The 26,384-nt window shown below is 62.3% G+C and carries 17 protein-coding genes; 11 read left to right on the forward strand and 6 right to left on the reverse strand.

Going from position 1 to position 26,384, the window contains the following annotated elements:
* Window positions 1–94: 94 nt before the first annotated feature.
* Both AAF358_20695 and iaaH read right to left on the reverse strand, forming a co-directional pair.
* On the reverse strand, window positions 95–2,338 hold the full coding sequence (locus AAF358_20695) for a TonB-dependent receptor (GenBank protein ID MEM7707982.1): 2,244 nt from the start codon (window positions 2,336–2,338) through the stop codon (window positions 95–97).
* A 125-nt stretch (window positions 2,339–2,463) separates the two neighbouring features.
* A complete protein-coding gene (gene iaaH, locus AAF358_20700) occupies window positions 2,464–3,951 on the reverse strand; it encodes an indoleacetamide hydrolase (protein MEM7707983.1) in 1,488 nt (495 codons plus the stop codon).
* 140 nt (window positions 3,952–4,091) lie between these two features.
* On the opposite strand from iaaH, the gene paaI reads away from it, so the two are divergent.
* A complete protein-coding gene (gene paaI / locus AAF358_20705; protein ID MEM7707984.1) occupies window positions 4,092–4,523 on the forward strand; it encodes a hydroxyphenylacetyl-CoA thioesterase PaaI in 432 nt (143 codons plus the stop codon).
* 24 nt (window positions 4,524–4,547) lie between these two features.
* On the opposite strand, the gene AAF358_20710 is transcribed toward paaI, so the two are convergent.
* The gene (locus AAF358_20710; protein MEM7707985.1) at window positions 4,548–6,938 is read right to left on the reverse strand and encodes a penicillin acylase family protein; all 2,391 of its coding nucleotides are present in this window, start codon (window positions 6,936–6,938) and stop codon (window positions 4,548–4,550) included.
* A 250-nt stretch (window positions 6,939–7,188) separates the two neighbouring features.
* Here AAF358_20710 and AAF358_20715 point away from each other — a divergent pair, with 250 nt between their 5' ends.
* The 4 genes from AAF358_20715 (at window position 7,189) to AAF358_20730 (ending at window position 14,076) form a co-directional block, all read left to right on the forward strand.
* Window positions 7,189–8,880: a hypothetical protein gene (locus AAF358_20715; protein MEM7707986.1), complete on the forward strand. Its 1,692-nt coding sequence runs from the start codon at window positions 7,189–7,191 to the stop codon at window positions 8,878–8,880.
* A gap of 102 nt (window positions 8,881–8,982) precedes the next feature.
* On the forward strand, window positions 8,983–10,002 hold the full coding sequence (locus tag AAF358_20720; protein ID MEM7707987.1) for a metal-dependent hydrolase: 1,020 nt from the start codon (window positions 8,983–8,985) through the stop codon (window positions 10,000–10,002).
* Between the two features lie 5 nt (window positions 10,003–10,007).
* Window positions 10,008–10,781 carry an SDR family NAD(P)-dependent oxidoreductase gene (locus tag AAF358_20725; protein MEM7707988.1) on the forward strand — a complete coding sequence of 258 codons (774 nt, stop codon included), beginning with the start codon at window positions 10,008–10,010 and terminating at the stop codon, window positions 10,779–10,781.
* 73 nt (window positions 10,782–10,854) lie between these two features.
* Window positions 10,855–14,076 carry a diguanylate cyclase gene (locus AAF358_20730; protein MEM7707989.1) on the forward strand — a complete coding sequence of 1,074 codons (3,222 nt, stop codon included), beginning with the start codon at window positions 10,855–10,857 and terminating at the stop codon, window positions 14,074–14,076.
* A gap of 7 nt (window positions 14,077–14,083) precedes the next feature.
* Here AAF358_20730 and AAF358_20735 read toward each other — a convergent pair whose 3' ends face one another.
* Complete coding sequence (locus AAF358_20735; GenBank protein MEM7707990.1) at window positions 14,084–14,809, reverse strand: HAD family acid phosphatase; 726 nt, start codon at window positions 14,807–14,809, stop codon at window positions 14,084–14,086.
* A 173-nt stretch (window positions 14,810–14,982) separates the two neighbouring features.
* On the opposite strand from AAF358_20735, the gene AAF358_20740 reads away from it, so the two are divergent.
* A complete protein-coding gene (locus AAF358_20740) occupies window positions 14,983–15,786 on the forward strand; it encodes an SDR family oxidoreductase (protein MEM7707991.1) in 804 nt (267 codons plus the stop codon).
* 26 nt (window positions 15,787–15,812) lie between these two features.
* Here the strand turns inward: AAF358_20740 and AAF358_20745 are convergent, their stop codons facing one another.
* Together AAF358_20745 and AAF358_20750 are read right to left on the reverse strand one after the other, a co-directional pair.
* Entirely contained in the window at window positions 15,813–17,528 is a 1,716-nt protein-coding gene (locus AAF358_20745; GenBank protein ID MEM7707992.1) for an arylsulfatase, read from the reverse strand.
* 59 nt (window positions 17,529–17,587) lie between these two features.
* Window positions 17,588–18,640 (reverse strand): AraC family transcriptional regulator, encoded by a 1,053-nt coding sequence (locus AAF358_20750; protein MEM7707993.1) that lies wholly within the window; start codon window positions 18,638–18,640, stop codon window positions 17,588–17,590.
* A 95-nt stretch (window positions 18,641–18,735) separates the two neighbouring features.
* Between AAF358_20750 and AAF358_20755 the strand changes: the two genes are divergently transcribed.
* The 5 genes from AAF358_20755 to AAF358_20775 all read left to right on the forward strand — a co-directional run bounded on the left by AAF358_20755 (window position 18,736) and on the right by AAF358_20775 (window position 26,375).
* The gene (locus tag AAF358_20755) at window positions 18,736–20,073 is read left to right on the forward strand and encodes an aminotransferase class III-fold pyridoxal phosphate-dependent enzyme (GenBank protein ID MEM7707994.1); all 1,338 of its coding nucleotides are present in this window, start codon (window positions 18,736–18,738) and stop codon (window positions 20,071–20,073) included.
* A gap of 1 nt (window position 20,074) precedes the next feature.
* Complete coding sequence (locus tag AAF358_20760) at window positions 20,075–21,289, forward strand: MFS transporter (GenBank protein MEM7707995.1); 1,215 nt, start codon at window positions 20,075–20,077, stop codon at window positions 21,287–21,289.
* A gap of 49 nt (window positions 21,290–21,338) precedes the next feature.
* A complete protein-coding gene (locus AAF358_20765) occupies window positions 21,339–23,732 on the forward strand; it encodes a TonB-dependent receptor (GenBank protein MEM7707996.1) in 2,394 nt (797 codons plus the stop codon).
* 97 nt (window positions 23,733–23,829) lie between these two features.
* A complete protein-coding gene (locus AAF358_20770) occupies window positions 23,830–25,224 on the forward strand; it encodes an aldehyde dehydrogenase family protein (protein MEM7707997.1) in 1,395 nt (464 codons plus the stop codon).
* A 2-nt stretch (window positions 25,225–25,226) separates the two neighbouring features.
* The gene (locus tag AAF358_20775; protein ID MEM7707998.1) at window positions 25,227–26,375 is read left to right on the forward strand and encodes an amine dehydrogenase large subunit; all 1,149 of its coding nucleotides are present in this window, start codon (window positions 25,227–25,229) and stop codon (window positions 26,373–26,375) included.
* The last annotated feature ends 9 nt before the right edge of the window (window positions 26,376–26,384 follow it).

Genomic DNA, 26,384 nt, shown 5'->3' on the forward strand with positions numbered 1-26,384 from the left:
CCCCCCCCCCATCCGCCCCAAATTTGGGGCTCTTCGTGGGGGCCCCGCCCCCCCCCCCCCCCCCCTGACTCTGACCCCAAATATCCAAATATCGTTAGAAGCCGTAGTTGACGGTCAGCCCGTAGGTTCGCGGCGCGCCCCAGACGCCGACCACGCCGGGCCCGATGACGTAGCTGTGGGAGATGTAGTCGTCGTCGGTCAGATTCTGACCCCACAGCGCGACGTCCCAGGTGCCGCTGGGGGAGGTCCAGCCGATCCGGGCGTCCAGCAGGCTGAACTCTTCAACCCGGGTGCGCTGATCGATGTAGTCGTTGATCTGGTCATCCGTGTGGCTAAACTGCAGCCGGAAGTTCCAGTCGCCGTTGTCGGTCGGCAGCTCGTAGTTGGCGACCAGGTTGTAGGACAGGTCCGGCGCCTGGCGCAGGTCTGATCCCGACACGTCGGTGTTGTTGATGATGATGTCGTTCACCTCGGTGTCGAGCACCGCGACATTGCCGGAGAAGCTGAGAAATTCGCTCGCGTTCCAGATGAGTTCGGCTTCCATCCCTAGGATGTCAGCACTACCAATGTTGGTGGTGATGAACGTGCCGAAGTCGGAGCCGGGAACCGGGCCGAAGCGAACGACCTGAAGGTCCTCGTAGTCGGTGTAGAAGGCGGTTGCGTTGAAGCGCAGCGTGTTGTCGAGCAGGTCGCCCTTATAGCCGATTTCGTAGTTGAGCGCGGTTTCCTGATCGACCGGCCGGATTGCCGCTGAGGCGATACCCTGGGAGCCGCCAAAGCCGCCGCTCTTGTACCCGCGCGAGATTGAACCGAAAACCATCGAGTCATTGTTGAGGTCGTACTGCAGCGCCACCTTCGGCGAAAAATCGCTCCAGTCGTCGCTGGCGCTCACGTCGAAAGATTCCGCGATGATGCTGAGGCTACCGCCGACGCCCTGACAGAACGGCGAGTTTTCAAACGGCGTACCCGTCCGGTCTCCCCCACAGTTGACCGAGTTGGCCCGGTAGTCTTTCTCATCGTAAGTAAAGCGGGCGCCGAAGGTCAGACGCAGTCGATCGCTGAAGTCGTAGGTTCCCTGCGCGTAGACGGCGTAGCTGGTGGTCTCGTTGAAAGAACCGGCGACCTCGTTGCCGATAATGTTTTGACTGCCGCGATCGAGCTGGCGGAAAGGTACGTTGGGGTCGGGGGTGCCGGCAGCGGTGATCTTAAACTGCTCGATCCGATCTGTGTCTTCCTGCAGGTAGTAAAAGCCGGCGGTGTAGTTGAAAGCGCCGTCGAGGTTCGAGGTCCAGCGAAATTCCTGGGAGAAGGTGTCAATGTCCTCAACGATATCGTCGATGACCTCGTCAAACGGTAATCCCAGCACGCCCAGCGGTGCGCCAACGGAAGCCATTTCCCAGTCGGTCTCAGCACGTCGAATGGCGGTGATGGAGGTCAGCGTTCCCTTGGCGTAGTCGATGTCACCCTGCAGGCTGATGCCGCTGGCTTCCCGCTTGGAAAAGCCGTCCGCCGGGGCGGCGTTCTGACGCACGTCGTTGACGCCGTTCGCGGCTGCAATTGGGATCAGCGGCGCGTTGTTGTCGATGGGCGTGCGGCCCATGTCTTCGCGGTCGTCGTCCATCCAGTCGGCTGACAGCAGCCATTCCGACCTTTCACCGGTCCACAGCAGCTGGCCGCGCAGCGAGGTCTGGTCTTCGTCCTGCTGATCTTTGTTGAGGATCACGTTGCGCACGAAGCCGTCGTGTTCCCGATGATTGATCGTGAACTTGCCTGACAGATTTTCGCTCAAGGCGCCGGTCACAAATCCCTGGTAGCGCAGGATGCCCTGATTACCGGCGGTGACGCCGATCTTGCCGCCAAATTCTTCTTCGGGCTTGGAGGAAATCACGTTGATGGCGCCACCGATGGAGTTGCGGCCGAACAGCGTGCCCTGGGGACCGCGCAGCACTTCGATCCGCTCAAGGTCAAACATGTCGAAGTTGATGCTGGCCAGACGGCCGATGTAGACGCCGTCGAGAAATAGGGAAACCGAGTTATCCAGGCCTGCCCCGTCGTCGACGGAGCTGATGCCGCGCATGGAGATGAGCGCCTGACCCGGCGCAAATTCCGCGTAGGCCATCCCCGGCACGTTCACCGCGATGCTGGCCGCGTCAAAGATGTTGGCCTGCTCCAGCTCAATGCTGCTGAGGGCGCTGACGGTCACCGGAATGGACTGCAGGTTCTCCGCCCGATGCTGCGCTGTCACCACCACTTCTTCGAGCGCCTGCGCGTTGACGCCGCCGTGGGCAAGGGCGCCGGCGATCAGGGTTGCCAGCAGCTTGGGTTTGTTCACGGACATCGATAAGTCTCCCTCGTGTGGAATTATTTGATGAACATGATACACAAATTTAACGAATTTCAAACATTTTGTATCACGTTAGCATCGACGTCACCCGAGGTTCCGATCCTATGATCCGTTCTGCCCTACTCGGAACCCGACGAGCGCAAAATGGCCTCGAGCCGCAGCGCCACGTTCAGGAGCGCCGCGTCAGTGCCGGGTGCGCCGTCGATTTCCAGACCCACGGGCAGACCGTTACTCGCATCGCCAGCGTAAAAGCTGACGCCCGGCAGGCCGGCGAGGCTGGCTGGATCGGTGTTGCGAATGTAGCTGGGAAACGTTGGCACCGATGCGCCATTCAGCTCGACCGTCTCCAGACTGCCATCAATCGGTCGGGCGGTCAGCATGGTGGTCGGGAAAATCACGGCGTCGAGCTGCTGGTCTGCAAACAGCGCCGCAAACTGGCGCTGCATCTGTCCGATGGTGGCCAGCGCGCCCTGATAATCCGCCTCCGAGACCGGAGGTTGCTCGCCGGCAACCGCCCCCAAGATCCCCTTGACGTCCGGGCTGGCGACCTGTTGGGCCAGCCCGCTGAGCGTCAGACCGGTTTGGAAGCGCGCCAGATAGGTTGTGAGATCTTCCCGGGCCTCGTAGAGCGCGATCGGAAATCCTGCGCCGACCTGCTCGCCAAGCTCGGGGAAGCTGACTTCAACCAGCTGCACGCCGGCTGACCGCAGGCGACCAAGCGCATCGGTCACCACCGATGCGGTTCCCGCTTCGAGGCCGGAATAGTAGTACTCGGAAATGATGCCGAGGCGAATCGTTCCGGCTTCGGGAACATCCAAGCCGGCGGCGTCTGAGCCGGTCTGGCCGGTAATGGCCCGGTCCAGCAGCGCCAGGTCAGCGACGTTGCCCGCCATGACGCCCACCGTATCTCGGGTGTGGGAGATAGGCGTCACCCGATCAGACGGATACCGGCCAGGTGACGGTCGGAATCCGGCGGTGCCGGTCAGGGCTGCCGGGATTCGCACGGAGCCACCGGTGTCCGTGCCCAGCCCGGCCGGCGCAAGGCCCGCCGCAATGGCCGCGGCCGTGCCGCCGCTGCTACCGCCCGGAAACAGCGCGCGGTCACGAGGATTGCCAACCGCCCCAAAAGCGGTGTTGCTGGACGTAATGCCAAACGCGAGCTCGTGCAGGTTGGTCTTGCCGAGAATGATGGCACCGGCAGCCTGCAGCGCGACAACCGTCTCATTGGATTCGCGTGGTTCAAAATTCTGCAGTCCAGGAGTGCCCGCCGTGTTGGTCATCCCAGCGACGTGGATGTTGTCCTTCACCACCAGCGGAATCCCGTGGAGCGGCCCCATCACCTCGCCGCGGGCGCGCTGCTCGTCGCGTTGCCTGGCGATCACGGCAACCTCCGGATTGATGGATATAAACGCGTTGAGTTCCGCCTGCTGGTCGATTCGATTCAGCAGTTCGTTGACCAGCGTTTCGCTGGTGAGCGTGCCTTCCTGAAGCATCGTCGATACCGTGTTGAGATCGGGCATGGCCGGAACTTCAGCCGTTTTCTGAGGGCCGGACGCGCACCCGACAAGCAGCAGCAAACCTGCCAGACTGCAAAACGAAAGCTTCATCAGACGCTCCTTTTTGGTTTTTCTTCAGGCCTCAGGGCCGAGGTCATTTATCACGATTTTTCCCCGGCGGGCAAACGTGGCAGATTGAGGGTCCGGCGGTCGCGCCGCACTTTTTGAACTGATAGGGGAATGTGCATTCCATGGAGACACTCGAGCTGGCGCGCGCCTGTGCCGACAAAATGCTGGCTGACGATCGCGCCAGCCGTGCTTTGGGTATGAACGTCTCAATCCCGGCTCAGGGCGAGGCGGTTGTGACCATGACCGTCCGGGCGGACATGGTTAACGGGCATGATATCTGTCACGGCGGCTACATCTTTACGCTCGCCGATTCAGCGTTTGCTTTCGCCTGCAACGGCTACAACCAGGTGACCGTCGCCGCTGGTGCGGCAATCGATTTTGTGCGCCCAGGCAAGCTCGGTGATGAATTGACGGCCACCGCGTTGGAGGGGCATCGGGGTCGCCGATCGGGGTTTTACGATGTGACCGTGACCAACCAGGATCAAAAGCTGGTCGCTCGCTTCCACGGCCGTTCAGCGACCGTTGGGCCAGAGCTCATTAAAGCCCCGAACTGAGTGCCCGCGCCGCCGCGTCTGTATCTAGTTGCGTCGCTGATACCCGAGGGTCGTTTCCGACCGCTTCTGCTCTTCGATATCCGCCTCGTAATACCAGGTGCGTTTGCGGCCGAAGCGATGATACATCTCGAACTGATCTTCGTAGTGGGGCGAGCGCTTTCCGTCGGGGTCGATAAACCCTGACTGACCCGGCGGCGTCACTTCCCATCCCTCGATGGCTCCCGGGCGCAGCACAATCATGTTGTTTTCGGTGCCTCGGTTCTGCTCGATGGGGGCGGTCATCAGCTCCTGGTCCAGCGCCTGAGGAATGCCGAGAAAATTTTTGGGCGCAAAAGGTCTGGGAGCCGTGGCTAGTCGGGGTTGTTCCCGGCTTGCAGCAATGGCCTCCGCGAAGGCGATCCGGACCACCGCGTCGACGCCAGCGCCGTTAAAAAGGTCGTAACCAGCGCGGCCGTCAGCCGCTTCGACGATCGCTTTCAGGCCCGCCGGCAGATTGGTTCCCGCGGCCGTCGGCGCCTGCGAGGTGGGGTAGCCGGTGGCCGCATAGAACGGCCAGACTTCTCCAAGATCGTCTCTCAGAACCTGTTCAATAAGCGCCGCCACAAAACGGCGGAACAGGGCCGTCGCAGGCTGGTCATAGAATCCGTCAGCGTCCTTATCAACCGACAGCTGATTCCACCGCTCCAGCATTCGGTACGCATCGAGCATAGACTCATCGTCGGTCTCCGCCAGCGCTCCTTGCAGCAAGGGGAGCAGATAAGGGGCGTATACGTCGGCGTAGGAGCTACCCGTCAGCAGATCCCAGGCGGCGTCCGGCGTGATCCGGTCCATGGCCGCCAGCGCGTCATTCAGGTAGTCCACCCGATCCGCTCGAGACCAGGAGTAGAAAAAGAAGTCCGGGTTCATGACGCCTTCCCCGGGTTTGTTGTTCCAGTTCGCCAGAAACCCGGTGCCGGGATTAAGGACATGGGGATTGGCCCGGTCGATCGACTGGCGCCCCTCCCAGTCCATATCGCCGCCGCCCGATACGGGCAGTCGGTTATCGTGACCCGGCCGGCGACGCGGATACTTGCCACCGTGGAAGTAGCCGATGTTGCCCGCGACGTCCGCGAAGTACATGTTGACGTTGATCGCGGAGCGGGCGGCTTCCGTTTTCCACTCGTTCCAGTCGCCGGCCCAGGTGGCGCGCAGCCACGCGAGCAGCGTCGCCAGCTCCTCGCCGTCCCAGGCGCGCTTTTTGGCGTAGGCAACACCGGCCGCTTCGTCCATTTTGACAATCGGGCCGTGGACCGACCGCAGCAGTTCGACCGATACCGGCTCACCGTCCTTGATCAAAAATCGTTCGATCCGGCGCTCGAAGTCAACGGTTTCACCGCGATAGACATATTGTCCGGCGTCTTCGGGATTCAGCTGCTCGACAAATACATCGACGATATCGCTGGCACCCCAGGTGCTGCCCCAGGCGATCCGGTCGTTGTGGCCAAACATGATCATGGGATAGGCAAAAGGGGTGTTGCCCACAACCGCCCGGTCCGGACCATGCAGTCCCACCGAATAGACGTATGCCGGGTTAAACCAGCCAAACTGAGGCCCGTTCACCAAAATCGCCTCGGCGCCCATGGCCTTGGCGCGGCCGACCAGGTAGACGTTGCTAAAGCCGGCGGTTGCCGGTGTGGGCGTCAGCGCGGCGAGCTCCAGCGCCGCTGCCGGCGATGCCGCAGAGTCCGCCAGCGAATCGTACGCCGGCCGTGACCAGTCGGCTGACGGGATGGTCGTCGGCGCGTTCTCGGTGAAGCGAGGGTTCAGTAGATCGAACAGTTTGCGGCCCGCAAGCTCACCGTGCCGAGAAATAAGCTCCGCGAGGATGGCGGCGTTTTCCAGCTCCGTATTGAAGTCGCCATAGCGGTTGTTCATGGTGCCGATGAAGATCATGGCGACGTCGTAAGGCGTCCAGGGGCCCGGGCGGAATCCCAGCTGCTTAAACTGCAGCGGCAGCAGCGTTGCCGGCGTATCGACGATCGTTTCGATCCAGCGGTTAAGCCCATCGGCAAAGCCGGTAAAAATGGCCATGTCCTGGGGCTTTAGTTCAGCGAGCTGCCGCCTGATCGAGGTGGGGCTGAAGAGCCTGCGGGTGTCGATGTCGTAGTCCAGGTAAGCCTTGCCGAGAACCTCAGCGACGAGACCCTGCGTGCTGCGCCGGGCCATCTCCATCTGGAACAGCCGATCCTGGGCGACCGCGTAGCCATAGCCCAGATAGAGTCCGTAGCGGTCGTCGGAAAAGATGTGGGGTACGCCGTAACCGTCGCGAACGATCCGCACGACTGCATCGCTTTCGGTGGTCTCGATCTCCCGCGCGCACCCCGTAAGAACGACTGTCAGGGCTGCGACCATGATGGCCATGCTGGCTATACGCACGTGTATTTCTCCGCTCCCAGGCGCAGAACTATAACCTACGCCAGGTCGTCGACCCCGACAGTCATCTAAGGTTCGCCTCGATGCCGCCGATGATTAGTGAGTGTGGTGTGGTCAGCTCGAGACAGGACACGGAACCGGCTGCGGTGCCTATGCTAGGGTCGACCATGCGGCGACCTGGGGGAAGGACGTTTTGACAACAAGACTTAATAAACCTGCTGAAAGGTGCGCCCCGATTCGGGAACGGCGGGCCGTGATTGTTGGTCTGACCGTCTTGCTGCTCGGGTCAGTTGCAGTTGCTAATGGCAGCGAGCGGACTGTCGATCTGCCACCCAAGTCTGTCGCTTCCACGATAAAGGGTTCAATCGACTCTCAGCCGCCTGACGTACTATCTTTTTCCCGGCTGTCGCCGCTCGACGAAAATACCGACGAGGACACGCTCGTTTTTCAGGCGGTTTTTGATGAGGATATTCAGCTCCCAAGTCCCACCGATTTTGCCGTCGACGGCGCAACAACGGCGCTGGTCAGTACCATCTTTCCGGTTTCCGGTGCGGTCTATGATGTGGTGGTCGCCGGCGGCGACCTGGCTTTTTTTGATGGGCCGGTTGGGCTGAACCTCAGCGCCGGTCAGGCGATTGTTGACCTTGCGGGCAACGCGCTGCCGGCGGTTGAGCCGCCGATTGACGAGAGTTATCTCGTCGCCAACGAGCTGACCGTGACGGTGGAACAGGCGATCTCGCAGCCCGACCCGGCTCGGCTGGTGCCGATCAGCTTCCGAGCTACCTTCAGCGAGCCGGTGACCGGGCTGGAGAGCTCTGACGTGATGCTTGGCGGTACGGCCGGCGCCACCAACGTTTCGGTATCCGGCAGCGGCACCACTTACAACCTGGCGGTCAGCGGTATGACCGGTGAGGGGACGGTGATCGTTTCGCTGCCAGCCGGCGCCGCGCAGGACGGCGGCGGCAACCCGAGTTTGGCGTCGACCAGCGTCGACAACACCGTGACCTTTGACGCCGTGCGGCCGACGCTGCTGTCGTTTCTTCGCCAGGACCCGCCTGGGCCGCTCACCGACGCGGATGTCCTCACTTTTCGCGCGGTCTTCGACGAGGACATCGTTCCGCCAAGCGCCGCGGATTTTGCCGTCAGCGGCGGCACGCTGGCGCAGGTGAATGGGGTTGTCGCGGTGAGCGCCGCCGTATACGAGCTGACGGTCAGCGGCGGTGACCTCGCCAGCTTTAATGGGCCGGTGGGCCTCGATTTGCGCGCCGCGCAGTCGATTGTGGATCCGGCTGGCAACACGCTGCCAACGGTCGAGCCATCGGAGGACGAGAGTTTTGTGGTCAGCAATCCAGGTCCCGAGGCGGATCTGTCGATCAGCAAGACTGACGGAAAAGAGAGCGTTGCGCTCGGTGGGATGCTCGACTACGTGTTGACGGTCCAGAACAGCGGTCCGGCGTCCGTCAGCGGCGCACGGGTGCAGGACCAGATACCGGCCGAGCTGGTTGGTGCAAGCTGGGTTTGCAGCCCCGGTCAGGGGGCGAGCTGTGGCGCAACGGGGAGCGGGGATATCGACGATCTGGTAGACCTGCTGGCCGGGAGTCAGGTGGTTTATACGCTGTCGGTCACGGTCGACGCTCCGGTGCAGACGGTCATCGAGAATCGCGCCAGCGTGCAGCCGCCGCTCGGCACAGCCGACCCGACGCTTGCTGACAACGAAGCGCAGGACTTGACGACCGTCCAGGAGCTTCTCTTCGCCGATGGCTTCGAACAGCCGCCCGATCTTAATCAGAAGGCCCGCGTGAATTGGATGCCGCGGCTGTTGCTGGGTGACCCACGGAAGGATGATCTATTGCTTCACCAGCGCAGCGCGCTGGGCGTCGAGATTCGGGAGAGCCACCGAGACGGATCGGGGATTTGGATCCCCGGGCCCTGGGAAGACCCCTAGCCGCTGGGGATGACCTGATTCCACGGCCGGCCGATCACTGGTGATCGTCGCCTGATGCGGCGACAATACGGGCCCTTTTCGGCTCGACGGTAACAACCGCTTATGGATCCCTTAACCCAGGGCACGCTCGGTGCCCTGGCGGCGCAGTCCGCGTCCAGCAAAGCTGACCTTGGCAAAGCGGCGCTGATCGGCGGTCTCGCGGCGATGACGCCCGACCTGGACGTGCTAATTCGGTCGTCCACCGATCCGGTCCTGGCGCTGGAATATCACCGGCACTTTACCCATTCACTGTTTTATATCCCGCTTGGCGGCCTGCTGGCCGGCCTGCTGCTGCACGGCACCCTGGGCCGACGGTGGGGCCTGTCGATGAAGCTCACGCTGGCTTTCAGCATGCTCGGGATTGCAACCCACGGCCTGCTGGATTTGTGTACGAGCTATGGGACGTCGCTGCTGTGGCCGGTGTCCGATCTGCGGTTGTCGCTGGATCTGGTCTCCATCATCGATCCGCTGGTGACCCTGCCGCTGCTGCTGGCGGTGGCGCTGGCTCGCTGGCGCCGGAGTCCGCGCCTGGCTTGGGTTGGCTTGCTGTGGCTATTTGCTTACCTGTTTCTGGGCGGTCTCCAGCAGCAGCGTGCCGAATCGGAAATGCGGGCGATTGCCGAGGCTCGCGGTCACGAGCCCAATCATCTGAGAGCCATGCCGAGTCTGGGTAATCTGCTGGTCTGGCGAACGGTCTACGAGTCTGGCGGCGCCTTTCACGTGGACGCTGTCGGCGTAGGGCTTGGGGCGGGTCAACACTTTCCGGGAGCGTCCGCCGAGGTCGCGGATCTGCGCCGCAGCTGGGAGATACTCCCCGAGGGGTCTCAGCAGCTCATCGACGCGCAGCGATTTGCCCGCTTCAGCCAGGGTTACATCAATTTTGTGCCTGGCAGCGGCCGGCTGAAGATCGGCGACATCCGCTATGCGCCGATCCCCGATGAGCTTGAGCCGCTGTGGGGGATCACGCTGGCGCCGGTGCCCGACCCGACAGCGCACGTCGAGGTGTTTATGCCTTATGAGCGGGATATCGGGTCGCTGGCCAGGCTCTGGGCAATGGTCAAACAGACTGCTAACGCGGAGTAACACGCATGAATATCGAGAACAAAGTCGCTGTGGTCACCGGCGGCGCATCAGGTCTTGGCGAAGCAACCGTGCGGCGGTATGCGGAAGCGGGAGCGAAAGTGGCGATCTTCGACCTCAATCAGGAAGCCGGCCAGGCCCTGGCTGACGAGCTGGGAGACGCGGCAGTCTTTTGCGCGGTGGACGTTGTTGACGAAGCCAGCGCAACGCAGGGCGTCGAGCACACGCTGGCGAGCTTTGGACAGATCCACATCTGCAATAACTTCGCCGGGATCAGCCCCGGCTGCAAAACGGTGGGCCGAGACCACGTCCCGCATCCGCTGGAAAAGTTTCGGCAAACTATCGATATCAACTTGATTGGCACGTTTAACGTCCTGCGCCTGTGCGCCTCACAGATGTCGAAACAGGATTCGGTCACCGATTCCGGCACCCGCGGTGTCATCATCAACACCGGCTCGATCGCTGGCTATGAGGGGCAGATTGGTCAGGCGGCCTACGCGGCTTCCAAGGGCGCCATTATCGGGATGACGCTGTGCCTGGCCAGAGACCTCGCTCAGTACGGGATCCGCGTCAATACGATTGTGCCCGGCCTGATCCACACGCCGTTGTTTGAATCCTTTCCGGATCCGGTCGTGGAGTCGCTGGAAGCCAGCGTTCTGTATCCCAAGCGGCTTGGCAAGCCGCAGGAAATCGCTCACCTTTCGCAATACATCGTGGAAAACGACTACACCAACGGCGAGTGCATCCGGATGGATGGCGGCCTGCGCATGCAGCCCCGCTGACGGGCCCAGCCGCGCAGGCTTAGATCAAACACTCTCGTTTGGGTCAGCCACCGCCGCCAGTTATGCTTGCGCCATGAGGGGATTGTCGACGTTATGGCTGGTGCTCACGCTGGCCATCTGGCCTGCCCATGCGTCCGGTGCTGATCGTGAGAGTTCTGATCAACGCTGGCGCGATCTGGTCGACGCCGTTTTTCTCAATCTTTCAGCTGAGCAAGGACTACCCTTTGGCCGGGTTCCGGGCGTTGCCCACGATCGCGCGGGGTTCGCCTGGCTGGTCACCTCCGACGGTCTGTCTCGCTGGGACGGTTTAGAGCTCCAGCGGCTCGAGAGCGAATGGTCTGACGTCGAGACGGATATTCGGATCCTCAGGGCGGGACCGCGCGGCCGGCTCTGGGTGGGCACCGGTCAGGCGCTGCGGAGTTTTGATCCTGATGACGGCAGCTGGCGGCAGTACCCACTGGCGGGGGGTGCGCCGTTACCGGTCACCGCCATTGATTTTGAGGACCGCGCCGAGGGGCTGTTCGTCTGGGCCGGCACGGGGCGGGGCGTGTTCAGGCTCGACGCTGGCACCGGCTCATCACAGCATCTTCTGCGAGGTCCATTCGACAACGATCGGACCATGCGCACGTTCAGCGTGCTTGTGGCGGCTGATGACGCCATGTGGGTCGGCACGAGCCGGGGCCTGTTTCGCCAATCCCAGCGTGGCGAGGCTTTCGTTGAGATTTCCCTCGCTCCGGAGCTTGAGCCGGGCGTTCGAATCTCAAGCGTGGTGCAGCTTTCCAACGGTTCCATCTGGGTAGGCACACCTCGCCATGGCGTGGTGAGCATCAGTCTCGATCACGCCGTTGCCCGGGTACCCATCGCCGACTTCAGCGGTGAGTGGATCTACGCCATGGCGGAGGTCGGGCCAGGGCTGGTGTGGCTGGGCAGCTATGGCCGTGGCCTGATTGAAATCGATACTGTCAGCGGCCGCTCCCGGCGCCTCGAGCACCTGCCCGCCCAAAAGTACAGCCTGGCGGATAACGAGGTCTGGACTATCGTGCCGGATGACAACGGCCTCGTTTGGGTGGGCACCAGCCGCGGACTCAGCGTGCATGATCTCACTCAAACCGCGCTGCTGACCGCCTTTGGCGGCACCGGGAGAGATGGCGCGCTGAGAGACCGAGCGGTGACTTCGCTGCTGGAGCTGAACGACGAGCGAATCCTGGTCGGGCTCCGGCAGAGCGGTGTCGATATCGTGGATCCGCAGCGGGGCAGGGTAGGCACGATCGACGTCGACCCCGACACTCCGGAGTCAGCCCTGCCGGGCGGGGCGGTCGAGGCGATGGCGCAGACCGACAGCGGCCAGATTGTGCTCGGCAGCAACTGGGGCGTATACCTCTTTGAAGAACCGCGGCTGGCGCGCATGGCCTTTGACGTGCGGAGTAAAGCGGTCTTCACCGGCAGCCTGCTGGCCCAGGGAGACACCCTGTGGGCGGGTGGCAGCGACGGGCTCTGGCGGCTCCGGTTGAATCAGCTGCCGTTTCGCTCGGAGCTAGTAGAAGCGTCGGTGACTTCGGCCTTTACCGATCCACGGATCTCGTCGCTGCTGGCCAGCGCGTCCGACCGGCTGGCCGTGGGGACCTGGGACGGCGTTACCTGGATCGATGGAGGAGGCGAAGTGCTGGGCACGCTGCCGGAACGGAACGCGCCGCCTGCGACCCTGGAAAATGGTTACGTGACGTCGCTCCTGGAAGATCATGACGGCCGGACCTGGATCGGCACGTCGGGCGCCGGAATCTATGTCTACGAACCGGGCGGGTCGCTCGATCACCTCACGCGGTCTGACGGTCTGCCGAGCAACCTGACCGGCGCTTTGCTCATGGACCTGGCCGGGCGAATCTGGGCCAGCAGCAATGGTGGCCTTGCCGTCATCGATCCGCTCGATTATTCGATCAGTCGAATCGGGCCGGCCGGCGGCGCCTTGGTGACCCCGTATTTCCGACAGCCGGCCGTGCGGACCCGGCACGGAGAACTGTTGTTTGGCGGTGACGGAGGCCTGACGATCGTCAAGCCCGACCGATGGCAGCCCTCGGCCCGCAGCGCACCGCTGGCGTTCACCGCGGCCCGGGCTGGCGATCAGGAGCTCAATCCCCGCCAGGCCGGCTTGTCGCCGAGCGAGCCGATCGTCGTTCCCGCGCAGCGCAACGAATTCTCCCTGGCTTTTGCAGCCCTGGACTTTCTCGCCGCCCGCACTATTCGCTATCGCTACCGGCTGGAGGGCTTCGATGAGTCGTGGCGAGCGGCCGGCGTCAGCGACCGATCCATCAACTACACCTCGCTACCGCCTGGAAGCTATGTGCTGAGCCTTCAGGCCACCAATCGTCAGGGTCAGTGGGACCCTGCAACGCTTATGCGTTACGTGACCGTCCTGCCGCTGTGGCACCAAACGCTGGCGGCGCGCTGGCTGGCGGCGCTGGCGCTGGCCGCTTTGGTGCTGCTGATGATCCGCTGGCGCACCGGCGCTCTGCGGCAGCGACAGGTTGAGCTGGAGGAGACGGTGGCCCTTCGCACCCGAGAGCTTCGTCAGACCGCTGCCGAGCTCGAGCAGAAATCTGCGCAGCTGAGAACCGCCAGCCTCACTGACCCGTTGACGGGCCTGTTTAATCGACGATTCGCTGAGCATCACCTGCCGATCGATCAGGCCGCGTGTTTCCGCGCCTACGGTGCCGGCCGAGGGCAGGTGCTCGAAGGTGCCGACCTGCTGCTGTTTATGATCGACATCGATCACTTCAAGCGGGTTAACGATCGGTATGGGCACGCGGCGGGTGATGCGGTGCTGAAAGCGGTGCCCGATCGGCTGGCGACCATCTTTCGCGAATCCGATCACCTGGTTCGCTGGGGCGGCGAAGAGTTTCTCGTGGTCGCTAGAAACACCTCACGGCAGCACGCCGCGGAGCTGGCGCGGCGTATCGTTTCGCGCTTTCACGAAACGCCTTTCGAAACGCCTCACAGTCCCGCACTGACGCTGACGTGCAGCATCGGCTTTTGCCCGATGCCGTTCGCGCCGGCTGACCCTGGGCAGGTTGACTGGCAGGATGCGGTCAGACTGGCTGACATGGCTCTCTACGCCGCCAAACACGCCGGGCGAAACGCTTGGGCCGGGATTTTGGCCGGACCAGCGCTGCGCGGCCAGGTGGACGTCACTCGATGGTTGACCGACCCGGCGGCGGCCTTTGCCGACGGCCTGATCGAGCTTCACAGCAATCTGCCTGACGCCAGCCTGACCAGCGTCTGGCGAAGCATGGATCGCTGAGAAGGATTCAGATACCCGGCCCGGGCACCTTGGCGCAAGGCTCGCCGTACATAGCCCCCTGATCGATACAGAAGAACCGCGCTTCGCCCGGGTTGCTGGGTTGGTCACCGACGCTGTCGCCCACATAGGCCACCACCGTGACCTCCGGGTAGCCCTGCACGGCCAGCAGCTCCGGTACCACGCTGAAGCGATCGTCTTTCCCGCCCGGTGCTTGCGGGCTGGCGCGGGTGAGCAGCACGCGGAAATCCTGGCCCCGGACAACGCCGAGTTTCGCCAGGTTATTCTCCGTGGCGAGCTGTTCGCGATCTCTACGGTTGGTCACAAAAGCCACGTGGCCGCCCGCTGAGTTGACCGCATTGATAAACCACAGCGCCCCCGGAACGAGGGTGGCATTCTCCTCCTGGGTCCACTGGTACCAGTTCTCCGGCGTATACGATTTGCCGTCGTTCTCGAGCATGACCTGATACTGAACGTTGTTCAGCACGGTTTCGTCCAGGTCCAAAACCACGGCCCAGCTGCCGGCCGGCCGTCCGTCGCTCGCCTCCAACACATAGTCGGTTGCGGCCTCGAAGACCTGGTTGGCCTCGTCGACCCAGCCTGACGAGTTGGCCACCCAGTCGGTGCCGGGGCTGAGCGGCCGCTCGCCGAAGGTGACGTTAACCGAGCAGGCGTTGAGCAGCAGCAGCGTCAGCGCGGCGGCGGTTGGCAGAAGCACAGGTTGAGTTTTGGTCATCGGTGGTCAATGTTCCGCGCAGCGGCGATCCGGGCCGGTAGTTTAGTTCAGCTACGCCCCGCGATGGAATTGTCGCGGTCGGGTAACTCGTGGATGATGACCACCAGAGACCGGACGCCTGACAGACGCTGCTTGGGCTGTCGTTGACGGCCGATTTTCCAAGGGAGGCAGTGATGTTTGGAGACCTGAATGGCAAGGTGGCGCTCGTGACTGGCGCCGGGCAGGGGATCGGTGAGGGAATCGCCAAGGTGTTTGCGGCGGCCGGTGCCGCGGTGGTGGTTGCCACGCGAACCCAGGAGAACGGCCAGGCGGTGGTCGACGCGATTCGTGAAGCGGGCGGCCAGGCTGAGCTGGCGCAGTGTGATGTCGGCGTTAAGGCTGAGCTGTTGGCTGCCGTCGAGCAGGCGGTTGCGCGTTTTGGGGCGCTCGATATCTGCATTCATAACGCCGCGGTATTTCCCATGTACCCCGCCGAGTCATTCCCGGACGACGAGCTGGATCGCGGCCTGGCGGTTAACTTCAAGCCCTGCCTCTGGCTGACGCAGGCCGCGGTGCCGCATATGCGCAAACGCGGTGGTGGGCGATTCATCTTCACTTCATCGGTAACCGGTCCGCGAGTCTCCATGCCCCTAACCTCCGCCTACGTTGCCGCAAAAGGCGCGATGAACGCCTATATCAAAACCGCGGCGCTGGAGCACGCGAGGGAAAACATCACGTTCAACTGCGTTGAACCGGGCTTTATTCTGACGCAGGCGATGTCGATCCTGGCCGACGAGGAAGGCCTCAAGGAGATGGCGTCTTATATTCCAAAGGGGGAGATCGGCAAGCCGGAGGACATTGCCTACTGCATGCTGTACCTCGCATCCGATCAGGCGTCTTACGTCACGGCGCAGACCATCGCGGTGGACGGCGGGTCATGCATACCCGAAAGCCCGGTGCAGCTCCGAGAGTTTTACGAAGAGAAAGGTCAGGCTTAGTGGGTCGAGCGGCCCACTAGCGGGCGCTAATACCCGCTGACCCAGTCCGGGATGATGACGGCGTTTTCCTCGGCGTAGGTGTTCCAGTGCCGCTGGAGTTCGGCCACCTTGCCCGGTTCGCGGGCCGCCAGATCCTCGCTCTCGGCGGGATCGGAGGCCAGGTCAAAGAGCTGCCACTCCCCGCTGCCGAAGGGTGGCGGCATGTGCACCAGTTTCCAATCACCCAGCCGCAGGGCGCGTTTGCCCATCAGCTCCATGCCGAGCGGCCGCTCCGGCATACGTTCGGCCGGATCTGCCAGCAGCGGCGTAAAAGAAACGCCGGTCATCGGCTCGACCGGTCGGCCGCGGTATTCGCCGTTGGGTGGGCTGACGCCGGCCAGTTCCAGCAGCGTCGGGGCAACGTCCTTGATGGCCACCAGCTCGTCGCTGATCCGACCGCCGTCGATGACTCTCGGGTAGTGCACAAAGGCTGAGGTGCGGGTACCGCCCTCGGTGGGGAAGGCCTTGTGGAGTCGCCCTGTCGGCGATCCAACGCGCGCCCAGTTTGGTCCGTAGAGCAGGTACGAGCCGGGTTTGCCCATCTGCTCGAAGCTGAAGTCGAAGCTCTGATCGATCACCGCGCGGATCTTGGGAAACATGTCCGCAGGCCAGGTTTCATCGAGATCATGCCCCTCAGCGCCATTGTCGGACAGAAAGACGACAACCGTATTGTCCAGCTCGCCGGACTGGCGCAGGTAGTCGATGACCCGCCCGGTGTGCACATCCATCTCGTCGATCATGGCGGCATAGACCTCCATGGCTTTGGCCTCGACGCGCTGCTCCTCGGCGGTCAGCGCCGACCAGGAGAGCCCCTTTGGCGGTCGGCTGACGGCCACGGCGTTGTCCGCCAGCAGGCCGAGTTCTGCCATCCTCGAAAGTCGCTGGGTCAGCACCTCATCGTAGCCTTGGTCATAGCGACCGGCATATTTTTCGAGCGCCGCGTCCGGTGCCTGGAGCGGCCAGTGCGGCGCCGTGAAAGCCAGCAGGGCGAAGAAGGGCTGCTGTTCGTTGTCCCGCTCATCGAGGTAGCTGATCAGCTGGTCGGCAAAATACTGAGAGGAATAGGTGAAGCTCGGCGGCAGCTCGGTGAGCTTGACGTCATCGCGCATATAGTCCGCTTTGGTGTCCGGGTTGGGGGCGTATGCGGGCTTCATATCGGCAAAATGACTGCCTCCGCCGCTGTTGAGCACAAAGGAACGCTCGAAGCCCCGTTTGCCCGGATAGCTTTGTGGCTCGCTTCCCAGGTGCCACTTCCCGCTGAGAAACGTGCTGTAGCCGGCGTCGCGCAGCAGCGTGGCGATTGTCACCACGTTGTCGTTCAGGTAACCCTCGTAGCCCGGCTGTCCCTTTTGGTTGGGCGACAGCTCCTCCAGCATGTTGCCGTAGCCGGCTTTGTGGGCGTCCACGCCGGTCAACATCATGGCCCGTGAGGGTGAACACATAGAGGCCGTCTGGAAATTGGTCAGCCGCACGCCGGCTAGCGCGAGCTCGTCGAGATTGGGCGTTTCAATTTCGCCGCCGAAACTGCCGAGATCCGTGTATCCCATATCGTCCGCGACGATCAGCAGGATGTTGGGTCGGGTTTCCGCCGCGCCGGAGGGCTCGCTGGCGTCAGGCTGCGTGCTCGGCTCGGGAGCACGGTCGCAGCCGGCGAGGAGGAGAACAGCGGCGACAAGAAGCGTAAAAAGCGTGGCTCGGTGCATTGATATCGTTCCGCGCAAGACCCCAGGTGCTCGCCATCATGGCCCCGCCGGCGGGAAATTCAAAGAGCGGGGCGAGAAGACGCCGCCGGGTCGGTCAGTTGACCCTGCTGCTTGCGATACTGCCTGGGCGTGACTCCAAACCAGCGGCGAAAGGCGCGAGTGAGGCAGGCGGTCTCGGCGTAACCCAGACGCCGCGCAATGCTGGCGATGGGCAGGGTGGGCTGGGACATCATCCGCTGCGCCAGCTGCTTGCAGTGGTCGTCCAGCAACCCCTTAAACGACTGGCCCTCGCGGCGGACCCGACGATGCAGCGTGGCCGTCGAGATCCCGAGCCGCGCCGCAACCACCTTGGCCCTCGCGCCCTCGCGCAGCACGTCGTCAGACAATACCTCGATCACCTGATCGGAAAACCGCTGTGCGCGGGCTTGCTGGGCCACCGATTCATTCAGCTGGGCTTCCAGAATCGGAAAGAGGTTGGAATCCAGCGCCGCGGACGTGAGCTTCATGGCGCTCAGCGGCAGATAAATATTGTTATTGGGCTGATTGAAAAGCACCGGCGCTTTAAACAGTCGCTTGTGAACAGCGATGTCCTGCGGCGGCGCGTGCTCAAAGTCGACCTGGACCAGCGGGCAGCTGCTGCCGGTGTAAAGCTGGATGAGGCGCCACATGAAAGCGAGCGAATACTCATTGTCCTGCCGGCACTCGGCGAGGTTGTTGTGAGCCACCCGGTAGCTGACGAGGGCGTAGCGGGTGCCGAGGGTCAACGCCATATAGGAAACGTCCTGCACCGCCTGGATATTGCGGATCATGCTGTTAAAGGCCTGTTCCAGAGTCGCGGAGCTCAGAAACAGGTAGCCGACGGCGCCGATGGTCTCCACCCCCGTCCGGTCGGACAGCTCGAGCCCCAGGTTGGGGGATTCGAGCTCCTCGGCCAGCCATTCAAATAGACGCAGATAGCTCTTGAGGGGTACGCGGTGATAGCTGTCCTGAGCGCTGAAACGTGTCAGGGAGAATCGGCGCAGTCCCTGCTGTACGACCGGCTGATGGTCGGGCAGCGCGTCGCAGAGCGATTGCACAACGGAGGCGGCGATTGTCGGTTCGCGGGCGGGCATTGATTCAAAATATCAAATTAATGATCGATTTTGTCAATTTCTTGCCGGCGCAGACCAGGACACTTGACGATTCATGAATTCTACGTGAAGACCATATGTCAGCCTATTCCGCCAACCTCTGGCACCCGATGGTCCATCCGAACGAGGCAGAAGCCCGCGAGCCGCTGCACATCACGCGCGGCGACGGCGTTTACGTACAGGATGATCAGGGGAAACGGCTGCTGGACGGCGTGGCCGGTCTGTGGTGCGTCAACGCGGGTCATAATCGCACGGAGATCAAAGACGCGATCATCGCGCAGCTCCACGAGCTGGAGTACTACCAGCTCTTCGATGGCGTGTCTCATCCGCGCGTTGTGGAGATGGCGGAGCTGGTTCTTGAGTTCACCGCCGAAGAAAACATGCGGCGCGTGGTGTTCAACTCCGGCGGCTCTGACGCCATTGAGACGGCTCTTAAGATGGCCCGTCAGTTTCATCGCCTGAACGGCCAGCCGGAGCGCACCAAGTTCATCTCCCTCAAGCACGGCTATCATGGAACCCACTTCGGCGGCGTGTCGGTTAACGGCCTGAACGTCAATCGCCGCAACTACGAACCGCTGCTGCCAGGCTGCTTCCACCTCGACAGCCCCTGGCTGTACCGCAACCCCTGGACCGATGTTCCGGAGGAGCTGGGCCGCCTGTGTGCCGAGCAGCTCGAGCGCGAGCTGGAGTTCCAGATGCCCGACACGGTTGCGGCGTTTATCGCGGAGCCGGTGCAGGGCGCCGGCGGGGTGATTGTGCCGCCGGCCAACTACTGGCCGCTGATCCGCGAAGTCTGCGACCGCCACGGTGTGCTGCTGATCGCCGATGAGGTGGTCACCGGTTTCGGCCGCTCGGGCTGCATGTTCGGCAGCCGCGGGTGGGGCGTTAAGCCGGACATTATGTGTTTCGCTAAGGGGATTTCTTCGGGTTATATCCCGCTGGGCGCCACCGTGGTCAATGAACGGGTGGAGGCTGCGTTTTCAGCCAATCAGAACTTTGACGGCGCAATCATGCACGGCTACACCTACGCCGGCCACCCGGTAGCCTGCGCTGCGGGGATCGCCAGCCTCAACATCGTGCGCGACGAAAAGCTGCCGGAAAACGCGAAGGTCCAGGGTGACTATCTGCTGGCGGCGCTCAAACCCTTCGAAGAGCGTTTTCCGTCGGTCGGCGAGGTGCGCGGCAAAGGCCTGATGATCGGTATCGATCTGGTTGCCGATAAGCAGACACGCGACCCGATCGATCCCACCGGCGGCTTTGCCTACGAGCTGGCCGGTGTGGTCCGGCGGGAAGGCGTCCTGGTGCGCCCGGTGGGAACCAAGCTGATCCTGAGTCCGCCGCTAATTTTTCAGCAAAATCACTGCGACGAAATGGTCGCGGCCCTGACCACAGCGTTCGAGGAGCTGGATCGCTGACATGATGCACGTGCTGCTAGGCGATCGAAGCCGGCCGCGGGACGTCAACTCACGGCGTTCACTGGTGGCTATTGTCTATCTGGCGGTGATCGGTCCGTGCGTGTTTATTGTCCAGCCGGGATTTGTGCAGGGTCTGGTCGAGAGTGTGGGTCTCACGGAACAGCAGGCCGGCTACATCGCCTCGGCTGAAGTCTTCGGCATTGCTGCGACCACCATCCTGCTCAGCCTGATCGCCGCAAAAATCTCCTGGCGGATTTTCCTGAGCGGCTGCGTGGCGTTGGGCGTCGTGGCCAACCTGCTGTCCATGAACCAGACGGATTTTGAGGCGCTCGCCGTCCTCCGTTTCGCGGCCGGTCTGTGCTCGGGCGGTTTGATCTCCCTGACATTCACCATGATGGGCATCTCGGCGAGGCCCGATCGAAATTTTGGGCTCATTATCGTGTGGGTGCTGACCTATGGCGGTATCGGCCTGCTGGTGATGCCGACCGCCTATGGACTGGTCGGCATGAACGGCGTGCTGGTGTTTTTTGCGTTGTTTCACCTGACGGGCCTCGCGTTCATCCGGTCGGTGCCGGACAGCGGTCGGGCGGAGGAGGCGGAAGCGCCGCCCGATTTCCACCCAACGACGCGGCGGCTGTCGCTGCTGGCCATTCTGATCTACAACATCGCCATCGGCATAGTTTGGGCCTATCTGTTTCTGGTCGGGCTGGAGACCGGGATGGACGAGCAGGCGGTGGCTAACGCGCTCACCGTGTCCCAGTTTCTCGGCGTCGGCGGTGCTTTCTTTTCCGTGCTGTTTGAAACCCGCCTCGGCCGGCTTTGGCCGCTGGTGCTGAGCATCATAGGTACCGGCGTTGCCACCTGGCTCCTGACCGGCGGCGCCGCGCCGCTGGAGTTTTGGGTGGCGGTCTGTGGCTTCAATCTGCTCTGGAACCTGAGCATGCCTTACCTGCTGGGCTCGCTGTCGGACTACGACGCGAGCGGCCATACCGTGGTGCACGGCGTATCCATGCAGATGCTGGGGCTGGCCATCGGACCTTTTGTTGCCGCGCGAATCCTGGGAATGGGGGGATACGACGCGGTCAATCTCACGGCGGTAGTACTGTTTGGTGCCGCGCTCCTGGTGAAGCTGCCGGGCCTGGTGGCCCAGCGGGTGCACCACATCGCCAGGAATGCACAGCCCAGCACCGTAGGTATACCGGATCCCGGCCCGTAGCCCGGGAAAAGCTGACTTTCAACATGATAAAAATCCCGGAGGGAGACACATGAGAAATCCAAGAAACCCGCTCAAAACGCAGCGCCGAACGCTGTTGTTTGCGGCCGTCGCCATGGCCATGTCGGCCGGCGCCGGCGCGCAGGTGCTGGAAGAGGTGGTCGTGACTGCCCAGAAGCGCGAACAAAACCTGCAGGATGTAGGGATCTCAGTCACCGCTTACTCCGGTGAGCAGATGAAGGCGCTGGGAATTACCAACACCGTGGAGATCACGGAGCAGATTCCGGGTCTGCAGATGACCACGTTTTCTCCCAATCTGACCGTCTTCAACATTCGCGGTGTTTCTCAAAACAACTTCACCGACAACCTGGAAGCGCCGGTTGCGGTGTACATCGACGACGCTTACGTTGCCAGCATGAACGCCCTCAACGGCCAGCTCTTCGACATGGAGCGGGTTGAGGTGCTGCGCGGTCCGCAGGGCACGCTGTTCGGCCGGAACGCCACCGGCGGCGTGATTCACTACATCACGAAAGGCGCCGACGAGGAGGAAACCAACGGCTACCTGTCTGTCCTCGGCGCGGAGTTCGGTCGCGTCGCCGTGGAGGGTGCGGTTGGTGGATCGATTTCTGACACCGTTCGCTACCGGGTTGCGTTTCGCCAGGAAGAGTCAGATGGTTTTATCGAGTCCTCGCCGTTTCCTGAAGGCAACCCGCTGCCGCCCAGCGGCACGGACCTTGGCGGCACGGATGGTTACGCGATCCGCGGTTCGCTGCAGTTCGACATCGGCGACAAAGGTAAGCTGGATCTCAGCTATCGGCGCACCGAAGATGACGACGTGCCGACCGGCGGCTACAGCTTTATGCCCTACGGCAACGCAGCCGATGCATACATCCCGCCGGAATTTGTCGACTTCGTTACCAACGTTATCGGCGCGCCGGCCGGCGCGACGGCAGACATCTTCTTCTGCCCGAGTCAGCTCGATTGTTTTGCGCCGGTGGATGAGGCGGGCCTGACCATCTTTGATGGCGATCACCCAACGCCCTTCCAGCATTTTTCTGACTACTCCGGGTTCATGGATCGCGAAACCAACGCGTTTACGGCGCGCTTTGACTACGCGCTGGACAACGGCTGGGACTTCACCTCCATCACCAACTATTCCGACCTGGACAAGTTTTACACCGAGGACGGCGACGGCATTCCGGTGCCGATCATCGAATTCACGACGGTGGCGGACTTCACCCAAATCAGCCAGGAATTCCGCCTGTCCGGATCCAGCGACACCATGCGCTGGCAGGTGGGCGCCTACTTCCTGGATATGGAAACCGATGCTGACGTCATCACCCGGGGGGCTCCGGTCTCCGGCGTGGCGGTCGAACTCGGCTTTGATCCCACCACGCTGACCGCACCCGCCGTTGTGCAGGACTACACGCTGGACTCACGCAACTGGTCGATCTTTGGTGAGGCTGAATGGGACCTGGGTGAGCGATGGACGCTGATCACCGGCCTGCGCTGGTCTCAGGACGACAAAGACTTCCGGTTTGTGACCGACTTTGAGTCGCCGGAAGAGGGGATCTTGGTGCCCGGTCTGTTCGACCTCAACGCCGCGGCTCGGGCCGCGGGCTCTGATGTCGACGAGGTGGACTACGGCGACTATGCCGCCAGGCTGCAGCTGAACTACCAGGCCAGCGACGATACGCTGATCTTCGGCTCTCTCAACCGCGGCATCAAGGGCGGCAACTTTGCCCCTTCTGCCAATGTGGGCCTGGATCGCATTCGCCACGACGAAGAGGTGCTGACCTCGCTGGAGCTCGGCATCAAAACCGACCTGGCGGACGGCCTCGCGCGGCTGAACGCCACGACGTTCTTCTACAGCTACGACGACTATCAGGCGTTCACCTTCAGCGACGGGACGCCCAGCGTGTCTAACGCCGACGCGCAGAACATCGGTGCGGAGATTGAACTGATTCTGCTGCCCAGTGAGCGTTGGGACATCATCCTGGGCGCGGCCTTCATGGGCTCTGACGTCGACAATGTGGAAACGCCCCAGAGCCAGGTCACGCCGGTGGGCTTCACCGTGGACTGGCCGATCGACTTCCTCGACGACCGGGAGCTGCCCAACACCCCGAACGTCAGCTTCAACTACCTATTCCGCTACAACTGGGATGCGTTGGGCGGCAACTTTGCTGCGCAGCTTGACGGAGTCTGGTACGACGATCAGTTCCTGGAGGTCACCAATGGCGGTGCGGCCTTCCAGAGTTCTTACGGGGTCGCCAACGCCAGCCTGGGTTGGACCAGCGCCGACCAGCGCTGGAACGTTCGAGGCTGGGTCAAAAACCTCGCCGACGAAGAGTACAAGCTCTACGGGCTGGATCTCGGGATCCTCGGCGGTACCGCGGTTTATGGTCCGCCCCAGTGGTACGGCATGGACCTGACGTTCAGCTTCTAGGCGCTTTGTCGTGAAAACGCCGCTGCCCGGAGGGCCGGGCCGCGGCAGCCAACAATAACCAGTTACGGAGACAGCGGTCTTGACTACTCAATACACCATGACCATCAACGGCCAGCAGGTTGCTGCTGACAGCCAGAGCGAGATCAACAACCCATCGAACGGCGAGCTTGTCGGTCTGTCTCCGCAGGCCAGCAGCGCACACCTGAACGACGCCGTGGCGGCGGCCGGCAAGGCCTTTCAGTCCTGGCGTTTCAGCAGTGACGACGACCGCAAGGCCGCGTGTCACAAAATGGCCGATATTCTGGAAGCCAACGCCGGTGAGCTGGCGGTGCTGCTGACCAAAGAACAGGGCAAGCCGCTGGCGGGCATGGGTTCCAACTTTGAGCTGGGTGGCTGTATCGGCTGGACGCGCTACACGGCGGAGCAAAGCCTTGAGGTCAAAGTGCTCCAGGACAACGAAGGCGGACGCATCGAGCAGCATCGCGTTCCGATCGGTGTAGTCGGCTCGATTACGCCGTGGAACTGGCCGCTGATGATTGCCATCTGGCACGTGATTCCGGCGATCCGCACCGGCAACACCGTGGTGATCAAGCCGTCTCCATTTACGCCGCTCAGCACGCTCAAGATGATTGAGCTGATCAGCGAAGCGGTGCCGCCTGGGGTGCTCAATTGCGTTGCCGGCGGCAATGAACTCGGTGCCGAAATCACTCAGCACACGGATATCGGCAAGGTGGTGTTTACCGGCTCGATCGCCACCGGCAAGAAGGTGATGGCCAGCGCCTCGGAGACGCTCAAGGCCATCACGTTGGAGCTCGGCGGTAACGATCCGGGAATTGTCCTGCCGGATGTCGATCCAAAAGCGATGGCGGAAGGTATCTTCTGGGGGTCGTTTATCAACAGCGGGCAGACCTGTGGTGCTCTCAAACGCCTTTACGTGCACGACAGCATCTACGAGGAGACCTGTCAGGCTCTCACGGACTTTGCCGCCAACGTCCCGATGGGTGACGGCATGGACGAAAACAACGTGCTGGGCCCGCTGCAAAACGAAATGCAGTTTAATAAGGTGAAGGACCTGGTTGAAGACGCCAAGGCGCAGGGCGCACGAATCCTGTGCGGCGGTGAGCCTACCGGTCAGGGCTATTTCTATCCGATCACGCTGGTCGCTGACATCAAAGACGGTACCCGGCTGGTCGATGAAGAGCAGTTTGGACCCGTGCTGCCCATCATTCGCTATTCCGACCTCAACGATGCCATCGCGAGCGCCAACGGCCTCGAGTTTGGCCTCGATGCGTCGGTCTGGAGTACCGACGCCGAGGCGGCTGCCAACGTGGCGGCTCAGCTTGAGGCCGGCACAATCTTCATCAACAAACACGCGGAGATTGCCCCGCACGTGCCGTTCGGCGGCATCAAGTGTTCCGGGCTAGGCGTGGAGTTTGGGGAAGAGGGGCTTGAAGCCTACACCCATATCAAGATTGTCAACGCGGCGGCCTGAAGATGAAAAACACACTGCTAGCAGGAGCGATCCTCACCTTTGCTACAGCCGCCCAGGCGGAGCTGCAGCCGGAACAGCTCGGCAAGGTCCTAACTCTGCCGGAGAAGTATCCACCACACTGGATCATTGTCCACGACGCGACCTTCTTTCACATGCTGGACGGACGTCAGTACGTGATCGACGCTGATGCGGAGACGCTGCCGGAACAGGTCAAAGGCATGTTCAACAGCTCGTTCATCGCGACGGTCAATCAGTCTTCGGTGCGGCCAGAGATGTATGTCGCTGAGACCTATTACACCCGGGGTTCTCGCGGTACCCGGACGGATGTTCTGACGATCTACGACAAGCGGACGCTGGAACCCGTTGACGAGGTGATCCTGCCCAACAACAACCGCTACAGCGGGATGCCCAATCAGTATGCCCACACGCTGATCGACAACGAACGCTTGGTGCTGATCTTTAACCTCAATCCGGCAACCTCGCTGAGCGTGGTGGACCTGGAGGAGCGCAAGTATCTCGGCGAAATCCCGATCCCCGGCTGCTCGCTGGCGTTCCCAACCGGTGAACGAGGCTTCACCTCGATCTGCGCCGGCGGCGATATGTACTCGGTGCAGCTCAATGCGGACGGCACCATGGCCTCGAGCGCCCGCACCGAGTCGTTCAACGATATCGACAACAACCCGCTGTTCGAAAAGCCCGCCATGGTTGGCAGCACCGCGTACTTTCCGACCTTTCTGGGTGACATGGTGGAGGTGGACCTGAGCGGTCCGGCCGCCATGGTCGGGGAGCGGTGGTCGCTGCGTCAGGGTGACGACGACGGCTGGCGCCCCGGCGGCATGACCTACGCCCTGTCCGACGCGGAGGGCCAGCTTTACGTGTTGGCTCACCCGGCCGGCTATGACGGCTCCCACAAAGATCCGGGTATAGAGGTCTGGCTTTACGACCCCGCCACCCGTAAGCGTACGGCTCGCCATCCGCTAAAAACGCCGGGACTGTCGATTGCGCTGACGCGCGATGCTGAGGCGCCGCTCATGATCGTCACCAATATCGAGATGGGCCTGGATGTCTATGACGCCAAGAGCGGCAAGTACCTGCGTACCGTGACCGGCTTCGGTCAGGAAACTCCTTTTGTAGTGCACGGAGCACGATGATGAACTGGT

This window comes from Pseudomonadota bacterium (assembly GCA_039033415.1).
In the GTDB taxonomy this organism is placed as follows: Bacteria; Pseudomonadota; Gammaproteobacteria; order Xanthomonadales; family SZUA-38; genus JANQOZ01.

What these genes read in the sequence shown, in the direction of transcription:
- AAF358_20695 (MEM7707982.1), bottom strand. Translation starts at nt 2,338, where the DNA reads ATGTCCGTGAACAAACCCAAGCTGCTGGCAACCCTGATCGCCGGCGCC.
- iaaH (MEM7707983.1), bottom strand. Translation starts at nt 3,951, where the DNA reads ATGAAGCTTTCGTTTTGCAGTCTGGCAGGTTTGCTGCTGCTTGTCGGG.
- paaI (MEM7707984.1), top strand. Translation starts at nt 4,092, where the DNA reads ATGGAGACACTCGAGCTGGCGCGCGCCTGTGCCGACAAAATGCTGGCT.
- AAF358_20720 (MEM7707987.1), top strand. Translation starts at nt 8,983, where the DNA reads ATGGATCCCTTAACCCAGGGCACGCTCGGTGCCCTGGCGGCGCAGTCC.
- AAF358_20725 (MEM7707988.1), top strand. Translation starts at nt 10,008, where the DNA reads ATGAATATCGAGAACAAAGTCGCTGTGGTCACCGGCGGCGCATCAGGT.
- AAF358_20730 (MEM7707989.1), top strand. Translation starts at nt 10,855, where the DNA reads ATGAGGGGATTGTCGACGTTATGGCTGGTGCTCACGCTGGCCATCTGG.
- AAF358_20735 (MEM7707990.1), bottom strand. Translation starts at nt 14,809, where the DNA reads ATGACCAAAACTCAACCTGTGCTTCTGCCAACCGCCGCCGCGCTGACG.
- AAF358_20740 (MEM7707991.1), top strand. Translation starts at nt 14,983, where the DNA reads ATGTTTGGAGACCTGAATGGCAAGGTGGCGCTCGTGACTGGCGCCGGG.
- AAF358_20745 (MEM7707992.1), bottom strand. Translation starts at nt 17,528, where the DNA reads ATGCACCGAGCCACGCTTTTTACGCTTCTTGTCGCCGCTGTTCTCCTC.
- AAF358_20750 (MEM7707993.1), bottom strand. Translation starts at nt 18,640, where the DNA reads ATGCCCGCCCGCGAACCGACAATCGCCGCCTCCGTTGTGCAATCGCTC.
- AAF358_20755 (MEM7707994.1), top strand. Translation starts at nt 18,736, where the DNA reads ATGTCAGCCTATTCCGCCAACCTCTGGCACCCGATGGTCCATCCGAAC.
- AAF358_20760 (MEM7707995.1), top strand. Translation starts at nt 20,075, where the DNA reads ATGATGCACGTGCTGCTAGGCGATCGAAGCCGGCCGCGGGACGTCAAC.
- AAF358_20765 (MEM7707996.1), top strand. Translation starts at nt 21,339, where the DNA reads ATGAGAAATCCAAGAAACCCGCTCAAAACGCAGCGCCGAACGCTGTTG.
- AAF358_20770 (MEM7707997.1), top strand. Translation starts at nt 23,830, where the DNA reads ATGACCATCAACGGCCAGCAGGTTGCTGCTGACAGCCAGAGCGAGATC.
- AAF358_20775 (MEM7707998.1), top strand. Translation starts at nt 25,227, where the DNA reads ATGAAAAACACACTGCTAGCAGGAGCGATCCTCACCTTTGCTACAGCC.